Origin of the sequence: Marinimicrobium sp. ARAG 43.8, assembly GCF_050113635.1 — a bacterium.
GTDB lineage: Bacteria > Pseudomonadota > Gammaproteobacteria > Pseudomonadales > Cellvibrionaceae > Marinimicrobium.
The window spans coordinates 200,774-221,993 of sequence record NZ_JBNJLT010000003.1 but is presented as its reverse complement, the minus strand read 5'-3'; the positions used below and the strand labels follow the sequence as shown (position 1 = coordinate 221,993).

At 58.9% G+C, this 21,220-nt stretch carries 17 protein-coding genes; 7 read left to right on the top strand and 10 right to left on the bottom strand.

The genetic code is table 11. The features are described from left to right. Positions 1-15: 15 nt before the first annotated feature. The 4 genes from ACQCLF_RS08230 to ACQCLF_RS08215 are packed head-to-tail and all read right to left on the bottom strand — an operon-like array spanning position 16 to position 2,811. A complete protein-coding gene (locus tag ACQCLF_RS08230) occupies positions 16-549 on the bottom strand; it encodes a pilus assembly protein PilP (RefSeq protein WP_426986125.1) in 534 nt (177 codons plus the stop codon). Continuing rightward, positions 549-1,163: a type 4a pilus biogenesis protein PilO gene (locus tag ACQCLF_RS08225; protein ID WP_426986123.1), complete on the bottom strand. Its 615-nt coding sequence runs from the start codon at positions 1,161-1,163 to the stop codon at positions 549-551. Before ACQCLF_RS08225 ends, ACQCLF_RS08230 begins: the two co-directional genes overlap by 1 nt. A gap of 2 nt (positions 1,164-1,165) precedes the next feature. Further along, the gene (locus ACQCLF_RS08220; RefSeq protein WP_426986121.1) at positions 1,166-1,744 is read right to left on the bottom strand and encodes a PilN domain-containing protein; all 579 of its coding nucleotides are present in this window, start codon (positions 1,742-1,744) and stop codon (positions 1,166-1,168) included. After that, on the bottom strand, positions 1,744-2,811 hold the full coding sequence (locus tag ACQCLF_RS08215) for a pilus assembly protein PilM (protein ID WP_426986119.1): 1,068 nt from the start codon (positions 2,809-2,811) through the stop codon (positions 1,744-1,746). The genes ACQCLF_RS08220 and ACQCLF_RS08215 overlap by 1 nt, the downstream gene beginning before the upstream one ends. A gap of 154 nt (positions 2,812-2,965) precedes the next feature. On the opposite strand from ACQCLF_RS08215, the gene ACQCLF_RS08210 reads away from it, so the two are divergent. Next, positions 2,966-5,482, top strand: coding sequence for a penicillin-binding protein 1A (locus tag ACQCLF_RS08210; protein ID WP_426986117.1), 2,517 nt, complete (start codon positions 2,966-2,968; stop codon positions 5,480-5,482). Positions 5,483-5,506: 24 nt separating this feature from the next. Here ACQCLF_RS08210 and ACQCLF_RS08205 read toward each other — a convergent pair whose 3' ends face one another. Beyond that, positions 5,507-6,376, bottom strand: coding sequence for a thermonuclease family protein (locus ACQCLF_RS08205; protein WP_426986115.1), 870 nt, complete (start codon positions 6,374-6,376; stop codon positions 5,507-5,509). A 4-nt stretch (positions 6,377-6,380) separates the two neighbouring features. Continuing rightward, positions 6,381-6,596: a 50S ribosomal protein L31 gene (gene rpmE, locus ACQCLF_RS08200; protein WP_426986113.1), complete on the bottom strand. Its 216-nt coding sequence runs from the start codon at positions 6,594-6,596 to the stop codon at positions 6,381-6,383. A 272-nt stretch (positions 6,597-6,868) separates the two neighbouring features. On the opposite strand from rpmE, the gene ACQCLF_RS08195 reads away from it, so the two are divergent. The 6 genes from ACQCLF_RS08195 to ACQCLF_RS08170 all read left to right on the top strand — a co-directional run bounded on the left by ACQCLF_RS08195 (position 6,869) and on the right by ACQCLF_RS08170 (position 13,266). Next, positions 6,869-9,076: a primosomal protein N' gene (locus ACQCLF_RS08195; protein WP_426986111.1), complete on the top strand. Its 2,208-nt coding sequence runs from the start codon at positions 6,869-6,871 to the stop codon at positions 9,074-9,076. Between the two features lie 255 nt (positions 9,077-9,331). Further along, positions 9,332-9,916 (top strand): SPOR domain-containing protein, encoded by a 585-nt coding sequence (locus tag ACQCLF_RS08190; protein ID WP_426986109.1) that lies wholly within the window; start codon positions 9,332-9,334, stop codon positions 9,914-9,916. A 118-nt stretch (positions 9,917-10,034) separates the two neighbouring features. Continuing rightward, positions 10,035-10,574, top strand: a complete 540-nt coding sequence (gene hslV / locus ACQCLF_RS08185) for an ATP-dependent protease subunit HslV (protein ID WP_426986107.1) — start codon at positions 10,035-10,037, stop codon at positions 10,572-10,574. A 37-nt stretch (positions 10,575-10,611) separates the two neighbouring features. Continuing rightward, on the top strand, positions 10,612-11,931 hold the full coding sequence (gene hslU / locus ACQCLF_RS08180) for an ATP-dependent protease ATPase subunit HslU (protein ID WP_426986105.1): 1,320 nt from the start codon (positions 10,612-10,614) through the stop codon (positions 11,929-11,931). Between the two features lie 213 nt (positions 11,932-12,144). Beyond that, positions 12,145-12,516: a gamma-butyrobetaine hydroxylase-like domain-containing protein gene (locus ACQCLF_RS08175; RefSeq protein WP_426986103.1), complete on the top strand. Its 372-nt coding sequence runs from the start codon at positions 12,145-12,147 to the stop codon at positions 12,514-12,516. A 213-nt stretch (positions 12,517-12,729) separates the two neighbouring features. Next, positions 12,730-13,266, top strand: a complete 537-nt coding sequence (locus ACQCLF_RS08170; protein ID WP_426986101.1) for a DUF4136 domain-containing protein — start codon at positions 12,730-12,732, stop codon at positions 13,264-13,266. A gap of 39 nt (positions 13,267-13,305) precedes the next feature. On the opposite strand, the gene msbA is transcribed toward ACQCLF_RS08170, so the two are convergent. The 4 genes from msbA to ACQCLF_RS08150 all read right to left on the bottom strand — a co-directional run bounded on the left by msbA (position 13,306) and on the right by ACQCLF_RS08150 (position 21,101). Beyond that, a complete protein-coding gene (msbA, locus tag ACQCLF_RS08165; RefSeq protein WP_426986099.1) occupies positions 13,306-15,087 on the bottom strand; it encodes a lipid A export permease/ATP-binding protein MsbA in 1,782 nt (593 codons plus the stop codon). Between the two features lie 63 nt (positions 15,088-15,150). Continuing rightward, on the bottom strand, positions 15,151-16,080 hold the full coding sequence (locus tag ACQCLF_RS08160) for a branched-chain amino acid transaminase (protein WP_426986097.1): 930 nt from the start codon (positions 16,078-16,080) through the stop codon (positions 15,151-15,153). Positions 16,081-16,136: 56 nt separating this feature from the next. Continuing rightward, positions 16,137-19,079 (bottom strand): bifunctional [glutamate--ammonia ligase]-adenylyl-L-tyrosine phosphorylase/[glutamate--ammonia-ligase] adenylyltransferase, encoded by a 2,943-nt coding sequence (glnE, locus tag ACQCLF_RS08155; RefSeq protein ID WP_426986095.1) that lies wholly within the window; start codon positions 19,077-19,079, stop codon positions 16,137-16,139. Between the two features lie 243 nt (positions 19,080-19,322). Then, positions 19,323-21,101 carry a GspE/PulE family protein gene (locus tag ACQCLF_RS08150; protein WP_426986093.1) on the bottom strand — a complete coding sequence of 593 codons (1,779 nt, stop codon included), beginning with the start codon at positions 21,099-21,101 and terminating at the stop codon, positions 19,323-19,325. Positions 21,102-21,220 lie beyond the last annotated feature (119 nt).

The following is a 21,220-nucleotide window of genomic DNA, read 5'->3' as shown; positions in this document are numbered from 1 at the left end:
TGCTCGCATGATGGCCTATTCCTTTTCTTTTAATTCAATAATTCTGGGGCGTTCAACCCAACCGCTGGCGCCATCGGCGACGATTTCCAGCAGTTGAAGCTGGCTCCGCGAGGCGGACACAATACGCCCGTGATTCTTCCCGAGATAATTCCCCTCTTTGACCGCGTGAACACCTCCCTGCCCATCGTCAATCAGTACCCAAAGTTGTCCCTGTTTGAATAAGGTTCCTACCATGGACAGATTGGCCACACTAAAGCCTTCCAGGTACTCCTTTTCGCGATTGAAGTCCGGCTCAACTTGTTTGCCGCTGACACGCTCGCGCCTCTCGGCTTCATCGGCAGGCGGGTCGAATGGACTGCGCAGCGTCATGGCGCTGTAGGCATAGGGCTGGTAAGGCTGGAAGGCTGGCAACGGCTCTATCTGGCCGGACGGACGAGCCTTGGTACGCTCTATGTACGCCTGCAAATCGCCGTGGTTAGCCGAGTCGCTACAGGCACCGAGCAACACAGCGGACAATAGAAAACCGGATGTGATCAGAAAGCGCGTCATCACTGCTCACCCTGTGACTTGTAGCGATAGGTTTTGGCAACGATCTGCATACCCAGCGTGCCTCCATTGGCCTTTCGCGCGATGGTAAAGTCATGCAGGGTCACAATACGCGGCATGCCAGCAACACCGCTGACGAAGGTTCCCATATCATGATAGCTGCCATCGACATCGATACTGATGGGCAACTCAACGTAGTACTCCGATTGCTGTTCAGACTCCAGCCGAATGCTGTTGATGTCCAGACCGCTCTCCGACGCACGGGCATCGATATCTTCCAGCAGGCCAGGCACTTCGGTATCGCTGGGCAAGCGAGCCAACAGCGCCCCAAATGATTTTTCCATTTCCGTCATCTGATCCCGATATTCCTGCAGATTGGCCGCCTGGAAGCTTTTCGTCTCAAAGTTCTGACGCAGGCTGGATTCTTCCGCCACCACACGATCCAACTGATGATTGAGGTCTTTGATCTTGTAGAAGTACCACCCGACGAGAATAACGGTAGCCAGAAGAGCGCAAACGAACACTTTTCCCGCCACTGGCCAGACGCCCATGCGGTCAAAGTCGATATCATTAACGTCGAAATTCCTGATTTGCTCCATCGTATCCGAAAGCGCCATGATCAGTTCTCCTCCTGCTGTTCTTCACTGACATGACCTTCCGGTACCGAGGTCCTGACGGACATACGGAACGCGTTGGCCTGCTCACCGTACGCTGGGGATGCGGTCACCGAACTGAGGTTCGGCGCTTTGAACCAGTCGGACTCATCCAGATTCCGCATAAAGCTGGAGACCCGGTTGTTGGACTCGGCGATGCCCTCCAATTGAATAACCTGCCCCTGACGCTGCATCCTGGTGAGGAAAACACCATCGGGAATCGCTCTCACCATATCGTCGAAGTAGCGCACAATCACCGGGCGAGTGCCTTCAAGATCCTGAATCACCCGCATCCGCGCCAGTAACTCTTCACGTTTTTCGCGCAATTCGCGAATTTCTTTCACCGCCTCATCTAGTGCGGCAATTTCGGTTTTCAGCACCCGGTTACGGGCGTTTTGATCGGCGATGGAGGACTGCACGCCAGCACTCCACAGGTACGCCAATAAGCCCGCGACGATCACCACAACCACGATGATGCCAATAAACTCTTTTTTCTTTTCCTGCCGGTAGGCTTCCCGCCAGGGAAGTAAGTTAATCTTTGCCATCAGTCGAAACTCCTCAGCGCCAGACCGGCCGCGATCATCAATGAGGGCGCATCGTTGGCCAGCGCCGCGGCATTCACGCGCGAGGAGACCGACATATTGGCAAACGGGTTGGCAACCAGCGTCTGGGTCCCCAGCTTCTCTTCAATAAGACCAACCAGCCCCTCCATGGATGCCACCCCGCCGGCCAGTACGATGTAGTCGACATCGTTGTATTGGCTGGCGGAGAAAAAGAACTGGAGGGAGCGGGTTACCTGCTGAACCACGGCTTCCTTAAACGGGTCCAACACTTCAGATTCATAATCATCCGGCAGGCCGCCCTGCTTCTTGGCCAGCCCTGCCTCCTCCATGGATAGCCCATAACGGCGCTGAATTTCCTCAGTCAGCTGCTTGCCACCAAACAGTTGTTCCCGCGTGTACACCGTGCGGCCATCAACCAAGACACTTAAGGTGGCCATGGTGGCACCAATATCCACAATGGCCACCACCTGCCCTTCCTGATCCTCCAACTGTTCCGAGATCAGCCCAAACGCGCGCTCAGTGCAGTAGGCCTCCACATCCACGACCTCTTCCTGCAATTCGGCCAGTTGCAGCACGTTGACCCGCAAATCAATATTCTCGCGACGACACGCCGCCAGCAACACTTCCACCTGCTCGGGGTTGCGGGGCGACTCGCCCTGGATTTCAAAATCAATGGACACTTCTTCAAGAGGGAACGGAATGTACTGATCGGCCTCTATAGAAATCTGAGTTTCCATCGCGTCGTCATTGAGGCCGGAGGGCATATCAATCATTTTGGTAATGACAGCAGAGCCCGCCACCGCCACGGCGGCATGCTTGAGCTTGGTACGGGACTGCTTGATGACAGCACGAACCACCTCGGCGACAGCCTCGGGATCGTTGATGTTTTTTTCGACTACGGCGCCCGGCGGCAATGGGCGAACCGCATAGGTCTCAACGCGGTAGCTATCACCGTGGCGACTGAGCTCTAGAAGCTTGACCGATGTTGAACTGATGTCCAACCCCAAGACCGGCTTCGCCCTTTTCTCAAGGAAGCTTAAAATGCCCATTTTTCTATCTATATCCGTAACTTATGTGAAGTTTATGTTATAAGACTTTAAGTTAAGCCTGCAACAAGACCGCACTTATGTAAACAGGCAAAAAGCCCGTATAATGCGGCGATTCGCTGCCATTTTCGCTAACTTATTAATTCTCATAGAAAAAATGCCTATTAAAAAGTCTTACTTGAGCCTGCTTTTTTGGCTGTGCATCGCTGGTGCGGGCTCTGGCCTGGTCGCTTTGGCGGGGTTATACCTCTATCTGAGCCCCAAACTGCCGCCAGTCGACAGTCTCAGACAGGTACAGCTGCAAACACCGTTACGGGTCTACTCCAGTGATGGCAAGCTGATTGGCGAGTTTGGCGAACAGCGTCGCACACCCGTCTCATTCGATGATATCCCCAAGCTTTACATCCAGGCTCTATTATCGGCCGAAGATGCTGAATTTTACGACCACTCCGGCGTATCTATTAAGGGACTTTTGCGAGCCGCGTCACAATTATTGAAAACAGGCGGGATTCAGTCGGGGGGCAGCACCCTCACCATGCAGTTAGCACGGGATTTTTTCCTGTCCCGCGATCAGGTATTTTCCCGTAAATTCAACGAGATCCTGCTGGCATTGCAAATAGAGAATGAACTTTCCAAAGAAGAGATTCTCGCGCTGTTCAGCAATAAAATGTTCTTTGGCAACCGTGCCTACGGCATTCACGCGGCCGCCCAGATCTACTATGGCAAGGACATTGACGAACTGGAGATTCAACAGTGGGCCATGATCGTCGGCGTACTGAAGGCGCCCTCGGCCTATAACCCGCTGGCCAACATCGAACGCGCCACCATCCGCCGCAATTGGATTCTCGGCCGCATGCTCGAGTTAGGCTATATCGATCAGGCCGCCTATGAAGTGGCCGTCAACACACCGGACAATGCCAGCTACCATGGCGCTACACTTGACCTCTACGCGCCATACGTGGCCGAACTGGCACGCCGCGAAGCCATTGATCGCTTTGGGGCCGAGGCCTATACCGCTGGCTACAAGGTCTACACCACCATCAACAGTGAATATCAAGCAGCCGCCCAGAAAGCGGTCGTGGACGGTCTGATCACTTACGATTGGCGCCACGGTTACCGGGGTCCTGAAGCCCAGTGGGGTGAGCCGCCGGAAGACCGGGATGAATGGATTGACGCGCTACAGGATATCAACGTATTGGGTGACCTCCAGCCCGCTGTCGTGCTGTCGCTAGAGGAGCGCTCCGCCGAGGTCTTGCTGGGCAGCGGGGAAACGGCCACCCTGGAGTGGGAGCAAGGCCTGTCCAGCGCCCGCCGCTACCTGAACGAAAACGCCCGGACGGGTTCGCCAGACAGTGCCGGCGACGTGCTGAGTGTGGGTGATGTCATTCGCCTGCGACGAAATGGAGAGCAGTGGCAATTACGTCAGTTACCAGCGGCCCAAGCCACCCTGGTGAGCCTCGACCCTGAGAACGGCGGCGTTCTAGCGCTGGTCGGCGGTTTCGACTTTCGGATGAGCAATTTCAACCGGGCGCTGCAGGCCGCACGCCAACCGGGCTCCAGCTTCAAGCCCTTTGTGTACACCGCAGCGCTCAAGAACGGCTTCACCCCCGCCACCATCGTTAACGACTCCCCTGTCGTTATTGAAGACGCGAGCCTGGAAGGTGCCTGGCGGCCCGAAAACGACGGCGGCACTTTTCTCGGCCCCACCCGTCTACGAGAAGCGCTGTATCGGTCCCGGAACCTGGTTTCCATTCGGGTGCTCCGCAGCATCGGGCTGCCGTCGCTGCTCGATACGCTGGATCAGTTCGGTTTTGACCGGGACGAACTGCCACGCAACCTGTCTCTTGCCCTCGGCAGCCACGCCCTGACGCCTATGAATCTGGCCCGCGGATACACCGTACTTGCCAATGGCGGCTTCCGGGTAGCCCCTTATATGGTGCAGCGCATTGAAGATGACGAGGGCAACCTCGTTCATCAGGCTCGTCCCGCCACCGTTTGCCGGGATTGTGAACCCGTCAACGAGAACGAGGAAGAACCGGTCAGCCTCATCGCGGATGTTTACGCCAACGAGCCAGAACAGCCCGCTGAGGCCAATGAGCCCGCCCGCCTGGCTCCAGAGCAGCCCGCTCAACTGTCCCTGCTGGATGTCGAAGAGGGGCGGGAAGCCGTGGTGGAACCGCCGCCCATTGCGCCACGCGTGCTGGACGAGCAAACGGCCTTTATCATTGATTCCATGTTGAGAGACGTGATTGCCCGAGGCACAGGCCGACGCGCCCGCGTACTCGATCGCGCCGACATCGCCGGTAAAACGGGCACCACCAACGGCCCCAGAGATGCCTGGTTCGCCGGTTACAACCCAGAGGTTGTGACGGTCGCCTGGCTCGGCTTTGACAACAATACTCCGCTGGGGCGCGGAGAATACGGGGGCACCGCGGCGCTGCCTATCTGGATCGATTACATGCGCGTCGCGCTGGCTGGCCGTCCCGATCACCCTGCGCCTCAGCCAGAGGGAATCGTCACCGTGCGCATCGACCCGGAGAACGGCCGTCGCGCTCGTCCGGGTGACCCCGATGCGGTGTTCGAGATTTTCCGAGCGGAGGATGTACCGCCTTACGATGACAATGGCGGCAATGGCAACACCCGGGATCACCAACTGCCAGAAGAACTGTTCTAAACACGTAGCCCAGCGCCTCGTCGCCTACAGCGGCGGGGCGCGGCGCTCCAGTCCTATATGGCTCTGGAGGTTGATCACCAGTGGCTTGAAACCACGTCGGGCAGCACGGGTCCCAGAGCGATCGACTACCCAGCCACGCACCTCCACCTCAGCGCCCGGTTTCAGATCACTTTTCTCTAAAGCGCTCCAGGCGGCGATCGGCACGCGGACTACGAGCGGGCCATCGAGTTCCAGCCAGACGGCGCTTCCCGCCTGACTTACATCCACGATGCGTCCCGAAACCCTCTGATACCCTGTATCATTCGTCGCCAAGGTCGAGGCGGGCTTTGGCGCCCAACCACTGTGCCCCCAGACTCCGCGCTCTGCGCGACGGGCTTCGGATTCCGACGCTGCCAGACAGTTCGCCAGCGCCAAATTGGGTGCCACACCGATATGAAAGGCCAACCCTTGACGCAACAGTTCCGCCTCCAGACTTTGGCCGTCCGGCAAATAGAGATACGCCAGCGTTCGTCCGTAGTGATCCTTTCGGTCCCGGTCATAGAAAAGGCGCACCTCCTTACCCGACACCGCCTGGCGCAGCGCATGGCCCGCGTCGAGCGCCAGAGCTTCTGCGGCTCTTCCGTCCCGGGCCAGCTCCGGGGCATTGATACCAATCAGCCGCACCCGGCGACCATCGGCGAGCCGGACGCTATCTCCGTCATGGACGGCCACTACCTGCACCCGCTCTGAGGGCAAGGCGTCGGGAACGGGGCAGGCGGCAGTCTGCGCGGCCAGAAGGATAAAGGATGACAGAAGGGCAGAAAGGGAAATGAGAACCGCAACAAAAACGCCGGAGGCCTTCGCCCCCGGCGTTTTCGATGCATTCGCGCAACGGGCCGAAACGGCCACGTTCATCCGATTATTTGGAGGCGATGCGGCTGCCGAAACGCTTCTTGAAGCGGTCGATACGGCCACCGGTGTCAACGATTTTCTGCTTACCGGTGTAGAACGGGTGACATTCAGAGCACACGTCCACGGTAAAATCCTGGCCCAGCGTAGAGCGAGTCTTGATGGTGTTGCCACAGCTACAGGTCGCAGTGACATCTTCGTATTTGGGGTGCAGATCAGCTTGCATGGTGTTCGCCTCATCTTTGTGCCGCCACCCGGTCGACCCCTGGTCACTTTCGATAAACAAAAGGGACCAAAAGAGGATTTTGCCGGGCACCGCACAACGGTTAATGGGTACGGCTTTCAGGAAGGCGCGAATACTACCAGAAAGTACACACAAAGCAAACTCAAGTGGCATCCGCCTCAAAGCGGGCATCAAACACGCGTGTGCGCATTCCCCGGGCCGTACTCATGCGCTATCCTGAGTGCCTTTTGACACTGGCACCGACCTCGGAGTTCATGACAGCCCTTACTGTACTGGAAATCGCCCTGCCCACCCCTCTGCGACGCCGGTTCGATTACCTGCCCCCGGCGGATACGGTGCCAGAACAATTACAGCCCGGGCAGCGCGTGCGCGTCCCCTTTGGCCCACAACGGCTGGTCGGGTTGATACTGAGGGTAAAAGCCACCTCGGATATCCCTCTTTCGCAGCTGCGCGCGGCTGAGGCCCTACTGGACGCCGAGCCGCTGATGCCGGAAGACGTCTGGCAACTGTGCCTTTGGGCCGCCGATTACTACCAGCATCCCATCGGCGATGCCTTGCATACCGCCCTGCCCGCGCTGTTGCGTCAGGGGGAGGCCGCGCGCGAGAAAGGCGAGAAATACTGGCGGCTGACCACTGAGGGCAAGGGGCTTCCTGAGGGCGCACTGAAACGCGCTCCGCGCCAGGCGGAACTGCTGGCAGCTTTACAGCAGCGGGGCCAGTTGAACCGCGCCGATTTGACACTGCTGGGCATTGGCAGTCCGGCCGTCAAGGCGCTGGCCGACAAACAACTGATCGAAAGCACAGAGCAAGTGTTCACTCCGGAGGAATCGCCTGAAATCCTGGGTGAGTCGCCGCTGCCACTCAATGCGGAGCAGCAGACTGCGCTGAACCAGATTCCCATCGGCGGCTTCCATATCAGCCTGCTGGACGGCGCCACCGGCAGCGGCAAAACCGAGGTCTATTTACAGGCCATTGCCCGCGTATTGGCGCGAGGCCAGCAGGCCCTGGTGCTGGTGCCGGAAATTGGCCTTACACCCCAGACGCTTTCCCGCTTTCAGCGCCGCTTCCGCTGCACGGTGGTGGCGCTGCACTCCGGCATGAATGACCGGGAGCGGCTGGACGCCTGGGTACAGGCCCGGGATGGCCGGGCTCGCATTATCATCGGCACCCGCTCTGCCATTTTCACCCCGCTGGCCAACCCCGGGATCTTAATTGTTGACGAAGAGCACGACAGCTCTTTTAAGCAGCAAGACGGCTTTCGTTACTCCGCCCGGGATCTTGCCGCCCTGAGGGCGAGACGGCTGAATATTCCCCTGATTTTAGGCAGTGCCACACCGGCACTGGAGAGCCTGCACAATGCACGCACTGGTCGTTACCAGTACCTGCGGCTGGCTCACCGCGCCGGTCAGGCACAGGCGCCGACCGTACACTTGCAGGACATTCGTCGACAGCCACTGGACAGCGGGTTCAGCGAGGAGACTATTGGTCGAATTCGTCGCACGCTGGACCGTGGCAACCAGGTGCTGGTGTTTTTGAACCGGCGCGGTTACGCGCCCACTCTGGAGTGTACGGAGTGCGGTTGGCTGGCGGAGTGCCACCACTGCGATACCCGTATGACACTGCATCAAAGCCCCAGGCACTTGCATTGTCACCACTGCGATCACCAGCGAGCTGTACCGCGCTACTGCCCGTCCTGCCACAGCACCCGGCTACAGCCAGTGGGTCAGGGTACAGAGCGCAGCGAAGAGGCGCTGACCCGTCACTTCCCGGGCACCCGTGTGTTACGGGTTGATCGCGACTCCACCCGCCAAAAGCACGCCTTTCATGAACTGCTGACGGAAATCCACAGCGGCGAGCCGTGCATTCTGGTGGGCACACAGATGTTGGCCAAGGGGCATCATTTCCCGGATGTCACTCTCGTGGTGATTCTGGATGCGGACGCCGGATTATTCAGCACCGATTTCCGGGGTCCAGAAAAAATGGGGCAGCTGCTGTTGCAGGTAGCGGGCCGGGCGGGCCGGGCGGAGAAACCGGGAGAGGTGATTCTGCAAACCCACCATCGGGATCACCCATTGGTGCGCACGCTGATGGAGCGAGGTTATCACCCCTTTGCCGAGATGATTCTGAGTGAACGCCGCCTTACGCAGTTGCCGCCCTTTCGACAAATGGCGTTAATCCGGGCGGAGTCCAAGCGTCCGGAAAATGCGGTGGCCTTTTTGCGCCACGTGCGGCAGTTGGCGGAGCAGTATCATCCCGCGAATCATGAACTGGGCTACCTCGGGCCGCTGCCGGCCATGCTGGAAAAACGCGGGGACCGGTTTCGCTATCAGCTTCAGGTGAATGCGGCGCAACGCAAAACCCTGCACGGCTTGCTCAGTCGCCTCGCTCCGGAGCTGGAGCAGCACCCACTGGCGAAGCGCACGCGCTGGTCGATTGATGTAGATCCGCAGGATATGAGCTAAACAACGGGTTCGACATAAGACGTCACGTTCGGCTCGCCCTGGGGTGGATCGGGTGTAGACGCGCCGTAAACCCGTCCCTGGGGGCTTCATGTCGGCATCCATGCCTCCAAGAGTCTACACCCGATCCACCCCACGGCGAGCCTCATCTCTACAGCGGCGTTCACCACTGGCCGGAGGGGGCGGTCACGGGTACAATTGGCGCGCGGCATCTGCCGGGAAATTTCCGCTTTAGCTTCCAACCTCGACCAGAACCCTATGACCCGAGACTACGCCAAGAAAAACCGTCCTCCCCAACGCCGTCGCCAGCGCCCGAAAAGCCAGGTGCCCGGCTGGGTATGGCTGTTTACCGGTGTGGTACTCGGAGGCTTTATCGTGTTTCTCACCCGACTGACCAATGTTGAACTGCCCGAGCGCAGCCAACCGGCGCCGAGCAAACCCGTCGCCACCCAGAACGTCGAGCCGGAGGCGCCGGAGGCCAGCAATCCCAAGCCCCGCTTCGATTTCTATAAACTGCTGCGCGAAAGCGAGGAAATCGTGCCCGCCACGGAGCCAAGCGAACAACAGGCACAGGGCGGAAGTCAGACACCCCCGGCCAGCAAGGATGAGTTTATTCTTCAGGTCGGCTCCTTCCGCAAAGCCTCCGAGGCCGACAGTCTGCGTGCCCAGTTGTTGCTGCTAAACCTCGACGCTTATACCGAGCAGGTAACACTCAACAGCAATGAGGTGTGGCACCGAGTCCTGGTCGGCCCGTTCAACAACCAGTCCCGTCTGGCCAGCGCTCGCTCCACACTGGTCTCCAATGAGTACCACGCGCTGGTGCTCAAGCGCAAAAAAGACTAAACCTGACCATCCTTGCCCGAAAAGCGTTCTTGCTTGAAATCACTCGGGCAAGCCCCAACCTTTCCAGTTCGCCGATCAAGACTGAATCGAACGACTGAACTGAACGAAAGGACGGCTTGTGGAACAGTATCGAGGTACCACCATTCTCTCCGTGCGCCGCAATGGGCAGGTCGCCATTGGCGGCGACGGCCAAGTGTCACTGGGCAACACCATCATGAAAGGCAACGCCCGCAAGGTCCGCCGCCTTTACAAAGACCAGGTCATCGCCGGCTTTGCCGGAGGCACCGCTGATGCCTTCACGCTGTTTGAACGCTTCGAGGCGAAACTGGAAGCCCACAACGGGCAACTTACCCGCGCTGCGGTAGAGTTGGCCAAAGACTGGCGCACCGACCGTGCGTTGCGCCGCCTGGAAGCCCTGCTGGCCGTGGCCAACGCCGAAGCCTCGCTGATCATCACCGGCAACGGTGACGTTATCCAGCCCGAAGACGACCTGATTGCCATCGGCTCCGGTGGCGCCTTCGCTCAATCGGCGGCGCGTGCCCTGCTCGACAACACTGAGCTCGATGCCAAGTCCATCGTAGAAAAAGGACTCACCATCGCCGGTGATATTTGTATCTATACCAACCACCATCAGACCATTGAGACGCTCGACTACTAAAGTCGCCCCTCAAGTCTGACGAAACGACGAGTTTGCTATGTCTGACATGACCCCCCGGGAAATTGTCCACGAACTGGACAAATACATCATCGGCCAGGCCAATGCCAAACGGGCCGTTGCCATTGCGCTGCGCAACCGCTGGCGGCGTATGCAGGTCGACGAAAACCTGCGCCCGGAAATCACCCCCAAGAACATTCTAATGATCGGCCCCACCGGCGTCGGTAAAACCGAAATCGCCCGCCGCCTGGCCAAGCTGGCCCGAGCGCCGTTTATCAAAGTGGAGGCCACCAAGTTTACCGAAGTGGGCTACGTGGGCCGCGACGTGGAATCCATTATTCGCGACCTGGTGGATATTTCCATCAAAATGCATCGCGAACAAGCCATGAAAACCGTGCAGCACCGCGCCGCCGAAGCGGCAGAAGAACGCATTCTGGACGTGCTTTTACCTCCCGCCCGAGGCGGAGACACCGAGAACACCAACGAATCCGGGACTCGGCAAATCTTCCGCAAAAAACTGCGTGAAGGCGATCTCGACGACAAGGAAATCGAAATCGAAGTGGCCAACACCCCCATGGGCGTGGAAATCATGGCGCCCCCGGGCATGGAAGATATGACCAGCCAGTTGCAGAATATGTTTTCCTCACTGTCCAAAGACAAGAAGAAAACCGCCAAGATGACCGTCAAGCAGGCCTTCAAGCAACTTCAGGACGAAGAGGCCGCCCGCATGATCAACGAAGAGGAAGTCAAAGCCGATGCGATTAAAGCCGCCGAACAAAACGGCATTGTCTTCATCGACGAAATCGACAAAGTGGCCAAGCGTGGCGAGACCAGCGGCGCTGACGTGTCCCGCGAAGGGGTTCAACGCGACCTGCTGCCGCTGATTGAAGGCTGCACGGTGAGTACCAAGCACGGGATGATCAAAACCGATCACATCCTGTTCATCTCCTCCGGCGCCTTCCATTTGAGCAAACCCTCGGACCTGATTCCCGAGTTGCAGGGCCGACTTCCTATCCGCGTAGAGCTGAGTGCGCTGACCCCGGACGACTTCGAGCGCATTCTCACCGAACCGAGTGCCTCATTGACCGAACAACATCAAGCCCTGCTAAAAACCGAAGGCGTGGAACTCACCTTCAAACCCGACGGAATCCGCCGCCTGGCTGAAACCGCCTTCGAGGTCAACGAAAACACCGAAAACATCGGTGCACGCCGCCTGCACACCCTACTGGAACGTTTGCTGGAAGACGTCTCCTTCGACGCCGGCAACCAGAGCACCGCCGTCGAAATCGACGCGACTTACGTGCAGAAGCACCTGGGGGAACTGGCCAAAGATGAGGATTTGAGCCGATATATTTTGTAAGCTAATACTAGGCTCGACGCCCACAGGACCCCCTAAGGGCGCCCTGCAAACTGGAAGCTGACACCTGAACAGCCCCGGTAAGGGGTCCGCTGCCGCAAGACCGTAAGCCGAGGGACTCGCGCTTTCGAGCGTACAGGGACGTATTTACCGCGTGTCTTGCGGCAGCGGACCCCTTGCCGGGGCGGCGCTAGAGGCACCCGCTGGAGACGATCAATGACTCCCGACAAAATCCTGCTGCACAAAAAATCCCGCCAACTGGAACTGGCCTTTAGCGACCACACCTACCGCCTTGACGCCGAATACCTGCGCGTCCACTCCCCCAGCGCCGAAGTGCGCGGCCACGGAGCCAGTGGCGGCACCCTCCCCTTCGGAAAGCGCGATGTCGCCATAGAGCACATCGAAGCCGCCGGAAACTACGCCCTGAAAGTCATCTTTGATGACGGGCACGATTCGGGCATCTACACTTGGGAGTATCTGCACGATTTGTGCGTCAACGAAGAGACACACTGGCAGGCCTATCTGGAAGCGCTGCACCAGTCTGGAAAAGCCCGCGAGCCAGACACCCAGATTGTGCGATTACTGTAACCCATACTGAACTTTCGGTGGCAAACCGCGCACTCAGAGATAAGGAAAGGTGATGTGGTTGACGGGTCGGAGACTCTTGGAGGCATGGATGCCGACATGAAGCCCCCATGGATGGGTTTACGGCGGGTCTCCGACCCGTCAACCACATCACCGCGAACCCTCTAGAGTCACTGTTACTCGCACCCGAAACCGTAAATGACACGAGGCGATGCCATGAAAACGTCTATCAAAGTTCTGATTGCCCTCGCACTGGCGGTGCTCGTCACCGCTTGTGCCGGGCCGAAGTTTGAACAGGATTATAATCCCGGCACTCAGTTTGACCGTGGGTGGGGCCGTTACGAGTGGCGCGGCGGGCAATCCCAGATCCCGGGCGTGGAACACAGCCGATTGAAACGGGTGGCTCAGGAAGCCATGACTGAAAAGGGATACCGGCTCGACAGCGATAACCCGCAGTTTTATGTCAGCCTCAACGGGGCAACACGGGCGGCGCGCGGGGGCGGCAAAACTCTGGGGCTTTCTATTGGGCTACCCATTGGCGGCAACGCTGGCGTCGGCCTCGGCGGCAGCAAAAGCCTGGACAACACGAATCAGGAAGGTGTGATTGTAATGGACTTTATCGATGCCCAAACCGATGAGCTGGTGTGGCGCGGCAGCGCGGCGGGCATTGATCTAAAGCAGTTTGAACTGTCCCGGGAGGACCAGCTCAAAAATCTGGTGGCGAAGTTGTTGGCGCAATATCCCCCAGAGTAAGTCCCCGTACTTGCCGAGGGGCGTCAACCGACGCCCTGATTAAACTTCATCCCGGAATTGCATGGAATGCAGGCGCGAATACTGGCCACCGGCGTCCAGCAATTCACGATGAGTGCCCACTTCCAGGATTTTCCCTTCACCCATCACGACAATCCGGTCAGCCCGCTCAATGGTGGAGAGACGGTGGGCCACCACAAACGTGGTACGCCCTTTCATCACCTGTTCAAGCGCCGCCTGAATATGACGCTCTGACTCGGTGTCCAGCGCCGAGGTGGCTTCGTCCAGGATCAGGATCGGAGCATTTTTCAGAATGGCCCGGGCAATCGCCAGGCGCTGGCGCTGGCCTCCCGAGAGACGTGTACCACTCTCGCCAATCAGCGTTTCATACCCCTGCGGCAGCTGCTCGATAAACTCATGGGCATGAGCCGCTTCCGCCGCCTCACGCACCCGTTCAATGTCGGTGGTCGCCAGAGCGCCGTAGGCGATGTTGCCCGCCACAGAATCATTGAACAGCACCACATTCTGATTGACCAGCGCCACTTGCTCGCGCAAATTATCCAGCCGGTAGTCGGACAGGGGCCGACCATCCAGCAAAATTCGACCCTGACCGGGATCATAGAAACGGGTAAGCAGGCTGACCAGCGTGGACTTCCCACTCCCGGAGCGGCCCACCAGAGCGATGACTTCGCCGGGGCGAACATCGAGGTTGATATGGTCCAGCACCCAGCTGTCGTTCTGATCGTAGCTAAAGCAAACGTCCTCCAGACGCACCGCCCCTTCCGCACGAGGGACTTGATGTGTCCCCGCGTCGGTTTCCGCCGGCTCATCGATCAACTGGAAAATACTGTCAGCGGCCGCGACGCCTTTCTGAATGGTGGGCACCACTTCACTCAACTGACGCAGGGGCTTCAATACCATGCCGGCAGCGATGAAGTAGGCTACAAAGGCACCCGGGTCGCTCAGCTCCATCACTGACAGCGCGACAAACAGCAATAACCCCATGGCCAGGGCGATCAACATTTGCAGAATGGGCGTATTGAGTGAGGCGGTGAGCACAATTTTCATGTTCTGCAGGTAGTTGCGCCAGCTCGCCTGATTGAAGCGGCGCTTTTCGTATTCTTCCCCGCCGAAGCTGCGCATTACACGATAGCCGTGGATCATTTCGGAGGACACTTGCGTGATGTCCCCCATACTGTGCTGCACCTGGGCACTCAGGCGACGCAGGCGCTTGCCGACATAACCCACCAGTGCGGCAATGATCGGGGCTACCCCCATAAGTAACAAGGTGAGCAGCCAGTCTTTGTAAAACAGGTAGCCGAGCAGGGCCACCACCGTCGCCCCCTCCCGAATCAGCGTTTTCAACGCGTCGGTGGCGGCCGTGGTGACACCGTTGACGTTATAGGTAATCACCGACATCAGGTGACCGGAACTGTGCCGATCAAAATACTCTCCGGGCAAGTGCACCATGTGGTTGAACAAGTCCAGCCGCAAGGCGTGCACGATGCGAAACGACACAAGGGAAATAAAGTAGTTGCCCAGGAAAGCGCCGATACTTCGCACCAGCACAATAAGCATAATAATGAGCGCGGGCGTCAGCGCTGCGCCCCGGTTTTCATCGCCGATAAAATCCAGGAGGTATTCCATGAACTGCGCCATGGCCGGCTGGGAGGCTGAATAAATCACAAACCCGAATACACTCAGGGCAAACAGTGCCCAGTAGGGTTTGATATAGGCGAGCAGACGCAGGTAGACCTTCAGAGAAGCGGTATCGGTCTGCCGCAAGGTTTCACTGGTGACGGGCGGCGTGCCTCTATCGCTCATGGTATACGCAATCCTCCAAGTGGCACCGCCATCCGGCGGTGCCCTGTGGGTCAAACGGGACGATCAATCGACCACCGGGGCCAGCCACTCGCCATGGTTGGGCAGCTTGCCCTTAACAGCATCAAAGTACAGGGACTGCAAGCGGGTGGTCACCGGACCGCGCCGACCTTCGCCAATCACCCGGCCATCCAGCTCACGAATCGGCAACACTTCAGCGGCGGTACCCGTGAAGAACGCTTCGTCGGCAATATAGACTTCGTCGCGAGTAATGCGTTTCTCACGTACCGTATAGCCGCACTCATCCGCCAACTGAAAAATCGTATTGCGGGTGATGCCGTCCAGGCAGGAAGTCAGCTCCGGCGTCAGAATGACACCATCGCGGACGATAAACACGTTCTCGCCACTGCCCTCGGCCACATAGCCTTCGTTATCCAGCAGCAAGGCTTCTTCACAGCCACTGTCCAGCGCTTCACGCAACGCCAGCATGGAGTTGATGTAATGGCCGTTGGCCTTGGCCTTGCACATGGAAATGTTTACATGGTGGCGCGTGTAGCTGGAGGTGCGCACCTTGATTCCAAGGTCACGCGCTTCAGGCGACATGTAGGACGGCCAATGCCAGGCGGCCACCATGACGTGGACCTTCAGATTATCGGCACGCAGTCCCATGCCCTCGGAACCGAGGAAGGCCATGGGGCGCAGGTAGCTCTCTTGCAGGCCATTTTCCCGCACCACCCGTTTCTGGGCGGCGTTCAGCTCATCTTTGCTGAACGGCATATCCATACGCATGATGTGGGCGGACCGGAACAGCCGGTCGGTGTGTTCTTTCAGGCGAAAAATACAGGTGCCGCGGTCACTGCTCTCGTAGGCGCGAACGCCTTCAAACACACCCATGCCGTAATGCAGGGTGTGGGTCAGTACGTGGACCCGGGCATCCCGCCAGGGCACCAGTTCGCCATCCAGCCAAATAACGCCGTCGCGATCGGCAAATGACATAACCAACTCCTAAAAAACTGACATCAAAAAGGCCGCGGCCAGCGTGAGGGGTCCGATCAGTGATGGGATTCCAGCAGTTGCCGCCACAGGCCAGTTACTTGGCGTCGCTCCTCAGCAAAGGGCTCGCCGTCTTCCAAGACTGCCTCCTGGCGCTGTAACGCGAGGCGGTGACCGGTGGACCGATAGGCCTTGTAGGCTTCGATCAACTGGGCGACGGCTTCTGCGCCCAACCGGTCGGACTGTTCCAGAGCACCGAGAATGCGGATGTTGTCTGTATACTCGGTGAGCGCGGGCTCATTCTCGGCCCAGGCTAAAACCGCATATTGAACCATAAATTCAATATCGACGATACCTCCGGCATCCTGTTTGAGATGGAATGGCCTGGCATCGCCATCGGCGGAAGGTCGACTGCCCAGGTGATCGCGCATCTTCTCGCGCATTTTGAGAACATCCTCGCGCAGCACATTCAAGTCACGGTGGGCGCACAGCACCTCTTGCCGCACGCGGGCAAAGTCGGTGGCGAGCGCTTCGTGACCGGCCACCACCCGAGCGCGAACCAGCGCCTGATGCTCCCAGGTCCAGGCCTCGTTGTGCTGGTATTTCTCAAAGGCCCGCAACGTGGTCACCAACATTCCGGCATCCCCATTGGGGCGCAACCGCATATCGACTTCGTACAACGTGCCCGAGGGCATGCGGGTGTTCAAAATGTGGATAACACGCTGCCCCAGCCGGGTGTAGAACAGGTTATTGTCCAGAGGTTTCTCACCATCGCTCTGGCCATCCGGGTCACTGTCGTGAATGAACACCAGATCCAGATCTGACCCATGAGACAGTTCAATTCCCCCGAGTTTTCCGTAACCCACGATCACGAAGTTTGGTGCCTGCTCCGGTTCACCATCGCGACCGGCGGGGCGACCGTAGCGCGGTAACAATTGCTCCCAGGCGAGCTGCAAGACGTGCTCGAGAATCACCTCTGCCAGATCGGTGAGGTAATCGCTGACTTTCATCAGCGGCAGGGCACCGGTCACTTCACTGGCGGCCACCCGCAGTGCATGGGCCGAGCGAAAATAGCGAAGCGTGTCCATGTGGCCTTCCAGGTCGTCCCACGACAAGCGCAGAGACTCCCGGCGCAACTCATCCCTTAACTCCTCCTTTCCCGGCGGCGAATAGAGGCTTTCCGGGGTGAGCAGTTCGTCCAACAGGGCGGGGAATCGAGACAGTTCATTGGCGATCCAGGGGCTGGCGGCACACAGTTTCACCAACTGCTGCAACGCCACCGGGTTTTCCACCAGCAACACTAGATAAGCGCTGCGGCGCACCACCGATACAATCAGAGGCTGAATGCGGTGCAGCGTCTCATCAGCGGCCTCGCCCTCGGCCAGCATCGCCAGCAAGCGCGGCACGAAGGCGTCGAGGCGGTCGCGACTGCTGGCCTGCATGGCCATCACCTGACGATGTTCACGCAGATCCTTCAACACTGCCAGTATCCGATGCGGTTGATCCACACCCTGCCCGGCCAGCCATTCCTCGGCTTCCTCGCCCTCGAGACTTCCCTCCCAGAGGGCCACCCAGGGTTGCAGGGTTTGACGGTCGTCGCCCCGCTCCGCGTCCGGATCGGCAATCACCTCCTGAAACTCGCGATTCACCGCTTCACGCACGGCGGACAACGCTTGATCGAAGGCCGGCCAGTCGTCATAGCCCATCACCCAGGCCAGGCGCACTCGCCCGTCCTCCGTGTCGGGCAACGCCTGGGTTTGGCGATCCTGATAGCCTTGAATGGCGTGTTCGGTATTGCGCAGGAATTCGTAGGCATCGAGCAGCACCTTGCCTTTGCCTTCGGGCAAGTAACCTTCGGTTTCCAGCAGCGGCAACAACTCACACACCTGCCGCTCACGCAAACGCGGATCGCGCCCGCCGCGAATCAGTTGAAAGACCTGCACCACAAATTCGATTTCACGAATGCCGCCTTCACCGAGTTTGACATCCTCGCTCATACCGCGGCGCTGCACCTGACGGCTGATCAGCCCTTTCATGTCACGCAGGGATTCAATCACACTGAAATCGATATATTGGCGATAGGTGAATGGCTGCAACAGCGCCATCAGCTCATCCGCCGCTTGTTGCGCCTTGTGGCCACTGGCCGCCACCGGGCGTGCCTTGATCATGGCATAGCGCTCCCAGTCACGGCCCTGGCTTTGGTAGTACTCCTCCATCGCATCGTAGTTAGACACCAGCGCGCCGCTCTGGCCGTAGGGGCGTAACCGCATATCCACCCGGAATACAAAGCCTTCGGCGCTGAGCGCATCCAGGCTTTTTATCAATTTCTGCCCCAGGCGAGTGAAAAACTCCTGGTTGTCCAGCGAGCGCTCGCCACCCTCGGTTTTACCGGCCTCAGGAAAAGCGAAAATCAAATCGATATCGGAGGAGACGTTCAGTTCGCGCGCGCCCAGCTTGCCCATACCCAACACCACAAGCGGCTGCGCTTCACCGCTGTGCTTGCCCATCGGCACGCCCCAGCGGGGTTTCATGCGCTCGAAATGGAAATCCATCGCGCACTGAATCGCGGCTTCGGCAAAGCGCGACAGCTCATCGGTAATCTCCCGCATTGAAGCCAACCGGTTCAGGTCGCGCCAGATAATCCGCACCATGGCCCGGTTGCGCTGTTGTCGTAACACTCGGTCAAAGGTCTCATCATCCTCACAGTCCGACAGCGCTTCGGCAAAACCGCTCATTCCCGACTCACCCAACGGTTCAAACAATTCGCCGGAGCGCACCCAGTCCAGCAACATTTCGGGGCGGGTCGTGCAGGTTTTCGCCACAAATTCACTCGCGGCGAAAGCGCGGTGAATCTGCTGCAGAAAATCCTCTTTGGACACAGCGCCCGGCAGCACAGATTCAGGGGAATCCAACTGGCGCTGCTCCAGACTCTGCTCAAAGTCTTCAAAGCGCTTGCGGGTCGCTTCCTGAAGCGGGGCGGGAATTCGCGTTTGCTCGAACATTAAGACTCTCTTTCAGTGAATGCGTTGTAAAGTTAACGATGGCACGGAAGGGCTGGGGAGGGCTCACCGTTTGGAAACTCTCTGAGGCATGGATGCCGAAGAGAAGCCCCCACGGACCGCTCTTTGGCATCCATGCCACCGCGGCATTAGTGAATCCCTTCACGTCATGGGTTCACGGCGGGTTTCCAAACGGTGAGCCCTTCCCAGCCCTGGCGGTAAATTACACACTCAACAGGCCGGACACTAATGCTCTTTCTCAGGCGGCGGCGCCACCCTCATCACTTCCTCCACCGTCGTAAGCCCCGCAGCAACCTTCTGGGCCCCGGATAAACGCAGCGTGCGCATCCCCTCGCGCATCGCCTGCTTGCGCAACGCCTGCATACCCGCTTCCGGGCCAATCTGAGCTTTCACCGATTCCGACAGCATAAGAATTTCATACAGCCCCTGCCGCCCGAGATAACCCGTGTTGCGGCATTCCAGACAACCCACCGGACGGTACACCGTTTTCGGCACGGCCACTTTCCAGGGCGTCACCAGCTGCTGCCAGTCCTCCGGGCTAATCGTCCCCTCTTCCTTGCAGTGAGGACACAAGGTGCGAACCAGTCGCTGCGCCATCACTCCCAGCAAGGTGGCATTGATCAGGTAGGAGGGAATGCCCAGATCCAACAGCCGCGCCACGGTAGCCGGCGCATCGTTGGTGTGTACCGTCGACAGGACCAGATGGCCTGTCAGGGCCGCCTGCACCGCCATCTGCGCGGTTTCCAGATCGCGGATCTCCCCCACCATAATGATGTCCGGGTCCTGCCGCATCAGCGTGCGGATGCCCGCCGCAAAATCCAGCCCGATTTTATGGTGCACCTGGGTCTGGTTGAAGTGCTCTTCGACCATCTCGATCGGGTCTTCAATCGTGCTCACATTGACTTCCTCTGTCGCCAGTTGACGAAGCGAGGAATACAAGGTCGTGGTTTTACCGGACCCGGTCGGGCCCGTGACTAATACAATACCGTTGGGGCGCTTGAGCATGGCATTCCAGCGGTCGAAGTCATCCCCCACCAGCCCGAGATCCGCGAAGCTGCGCAGCAGGACATCGGGGTCAAAGATGCGCAATACCAGCTTCTCGCCAAACGCGGTGGGCAAGGTGGACAACCGCAGCTCCACCTCGCTGTCATCATTGCGGCGCGTCTTGATTCGGCCATCCTGGGGTTTGCGTTTCTCGGCAATATTCATCCGTGCGAGCACTTTGAACCGACTGGTCACGGCATTGGTAACGTTGGATGGCAATTCGTAGACCGGGTGAAGTACCCCGTCAATGCGAAAACGGATACGCCCCACCTGACGGCGAGGCTCAATATGGATATCGCTGGCGCGCTGGTCGTAGGCGTATTGCAGGAGCCAGTCGACAATTTTGACCACATGCTGGTCATTGGCTTCCGGGTCTTCGCTGAAGCTTCCCAGGTCGACCAGTTGTTCGAAATTACCCACACCACTGGCACCCGGTCCGCCACTCGCGCGATTGACAGAGCGGGCGAGTGTGTAGAACTCCACCAGATGGCGGTCGATTTCCGCCGGATTGGCCACCACCCGGCGTACACGGCGGCGGGCCACATGCTCCAGTTGCGGCTCCCAGCCGGTCACAAACGGCTGTGTGCAGGCGACCACCACCTCATCCGGGGTCACTTCAACGCAGAGAATCCCATGCCGTTTGGCGAAGGCATAGGACATGATGTCCGTCACCCGAGGCACGTCGATTTTCAGCGGATCAATATGAAAAACGGGCAGTTCGGCGCGCTCCGCCATCCAGGCCGTCAACGCTTCGGTATCGAGCGGCCTGCCCGGTGAGGCGCGATCCTCGAGCCCTTGCCCCCCCACGTAAGCCAACGGGTGCATCATGGCCTGCTCCCGGGTGCGCACCGCCCCCAACAGCCGGTTGGCATCCTCGCGATCCAGTCGGGAATCGGCCACCAGGTCGTCCACGAGACGGCGCAAGTCAAGTCGATACTCAGCAGTGGCGGTTACGGCCATGAAGGGCTTCCTGTCAGTCAGACGCAAATTTTGCCCCCGATTGTAGCCTGTCCGGAAGACCAACAACACCGCCGGGCGCACGGCCCGGGCAGATTCACCCCGATGCTTCGAGCCCCCTC

Coding starts and splice junctions, on each gene's coding strand:
- ACQCLF_RS08230 (WP_426986125.1), bottom strand. CDS start 549: ATGACGCGCTTTCTGATCACATCCGGTTTTCTATTGTCCGCTGTGTTG.
- ACQCLF_RS08225 (WP_426986123.1), bottom strand. CDS start 1,163: ATGGCGCTTTCGGATACGATGGAGCAAATCAGGAATTTCGACGTTAAT.
- ACQCLF_RS08220 (WP_426986121.1), bottom strand. CDS start 1,744: ATGGCAAAGATTAACTTACTTCCCTGGCGGGAAGCCTACCGGCAGGAA.
- ACQCLF_RS08215 (WP_426986119.1), bottom strand. CDS start 2,811: ATGGGCATTTTAAGCTTCCTTGAGAAAAGGGCGAAGCCGGTCTTGGGG.
- ACQCLF_RS08210 (WP_426986117.1), top strand. CDS start 2,966: ATGCCTATTAAAAAGTCTTACTTGAGCCTGCTTTTTTGGCTGTGCATC.
- ACQCLF_RS08205 (WP_426986115.1), bottom strand. CDS start 6,376: ATGAACGTGGCCGTTTCGGCCCGTTGCGCGAATGCATCGAAAACGCCG.
- rpmE (WP_426986113.1), bottom strand. CDS start 6,596: ATGCAAGCTGATCTGCACCCCAAATACGAAGATGTCACTGCGACCTGT.
- ACQCLF_RS08195 (WP_426986111.1), top strand. CDS start 6,869: ATGACAGCCCTTACTGTACTGGAAATCGCCCTGCCCACCCCTCTGCGA.
- ACQCLF_RS08190 (WP_426986109.1), top strand. CDS start 9,332: ATGACCCGAGACTACGCCAAGAAAAACCGTCCTCCCCAACGCCGTCGC.
- hslU (WP_426986105.1), top strand. CDS start 10,612: ATGTCTGACATGACCCCCCGGGAAATTGTCCACGAACTGGACAAATAC.
- ACQCLF_RS08175 (WP_426986103.1), top strand. CDS start 12,145: ATGACTCCCGACAAAATCCTGCTGCACAAAAAATCCCGCCAACTGGAA.
- ACQCLF_RS08170 (WP_426986101.1), top strand. CDS start 12,730: ATGAAAACGTCTATCAAAGTTCTGATTGCCCTCGCACTGGCGGTGCTC.
- msbA (WP_426986099.1), bottom strand. CDS start 15,087: ATGAGCGATAGAGGCACGCCGCCCGTCACCAGTGAAACCTTGCGGCAG.
- ACQCLF_RS08160 (WP_426986097.1), bottom strand. CDS start 16,080: ATGTCATTTGCCGATCGCGACGGCGTTATTTGGCTGGATGGCGAACTG.
- glnE (WP_426986095.1), bottom strand. CDS start 19,079: ATGTTCGAGCAAACGCGAATTCCCGCCCCGCTTCAGGAAGCGACCCGC.
- ACQCLF_RS08150 (WP_426986093.1), bottom strand. CDS start 21,101: ATGGCCGTAACCGCCACTGCTGAGTATCGACTTGACTTGCGCCGTCTC.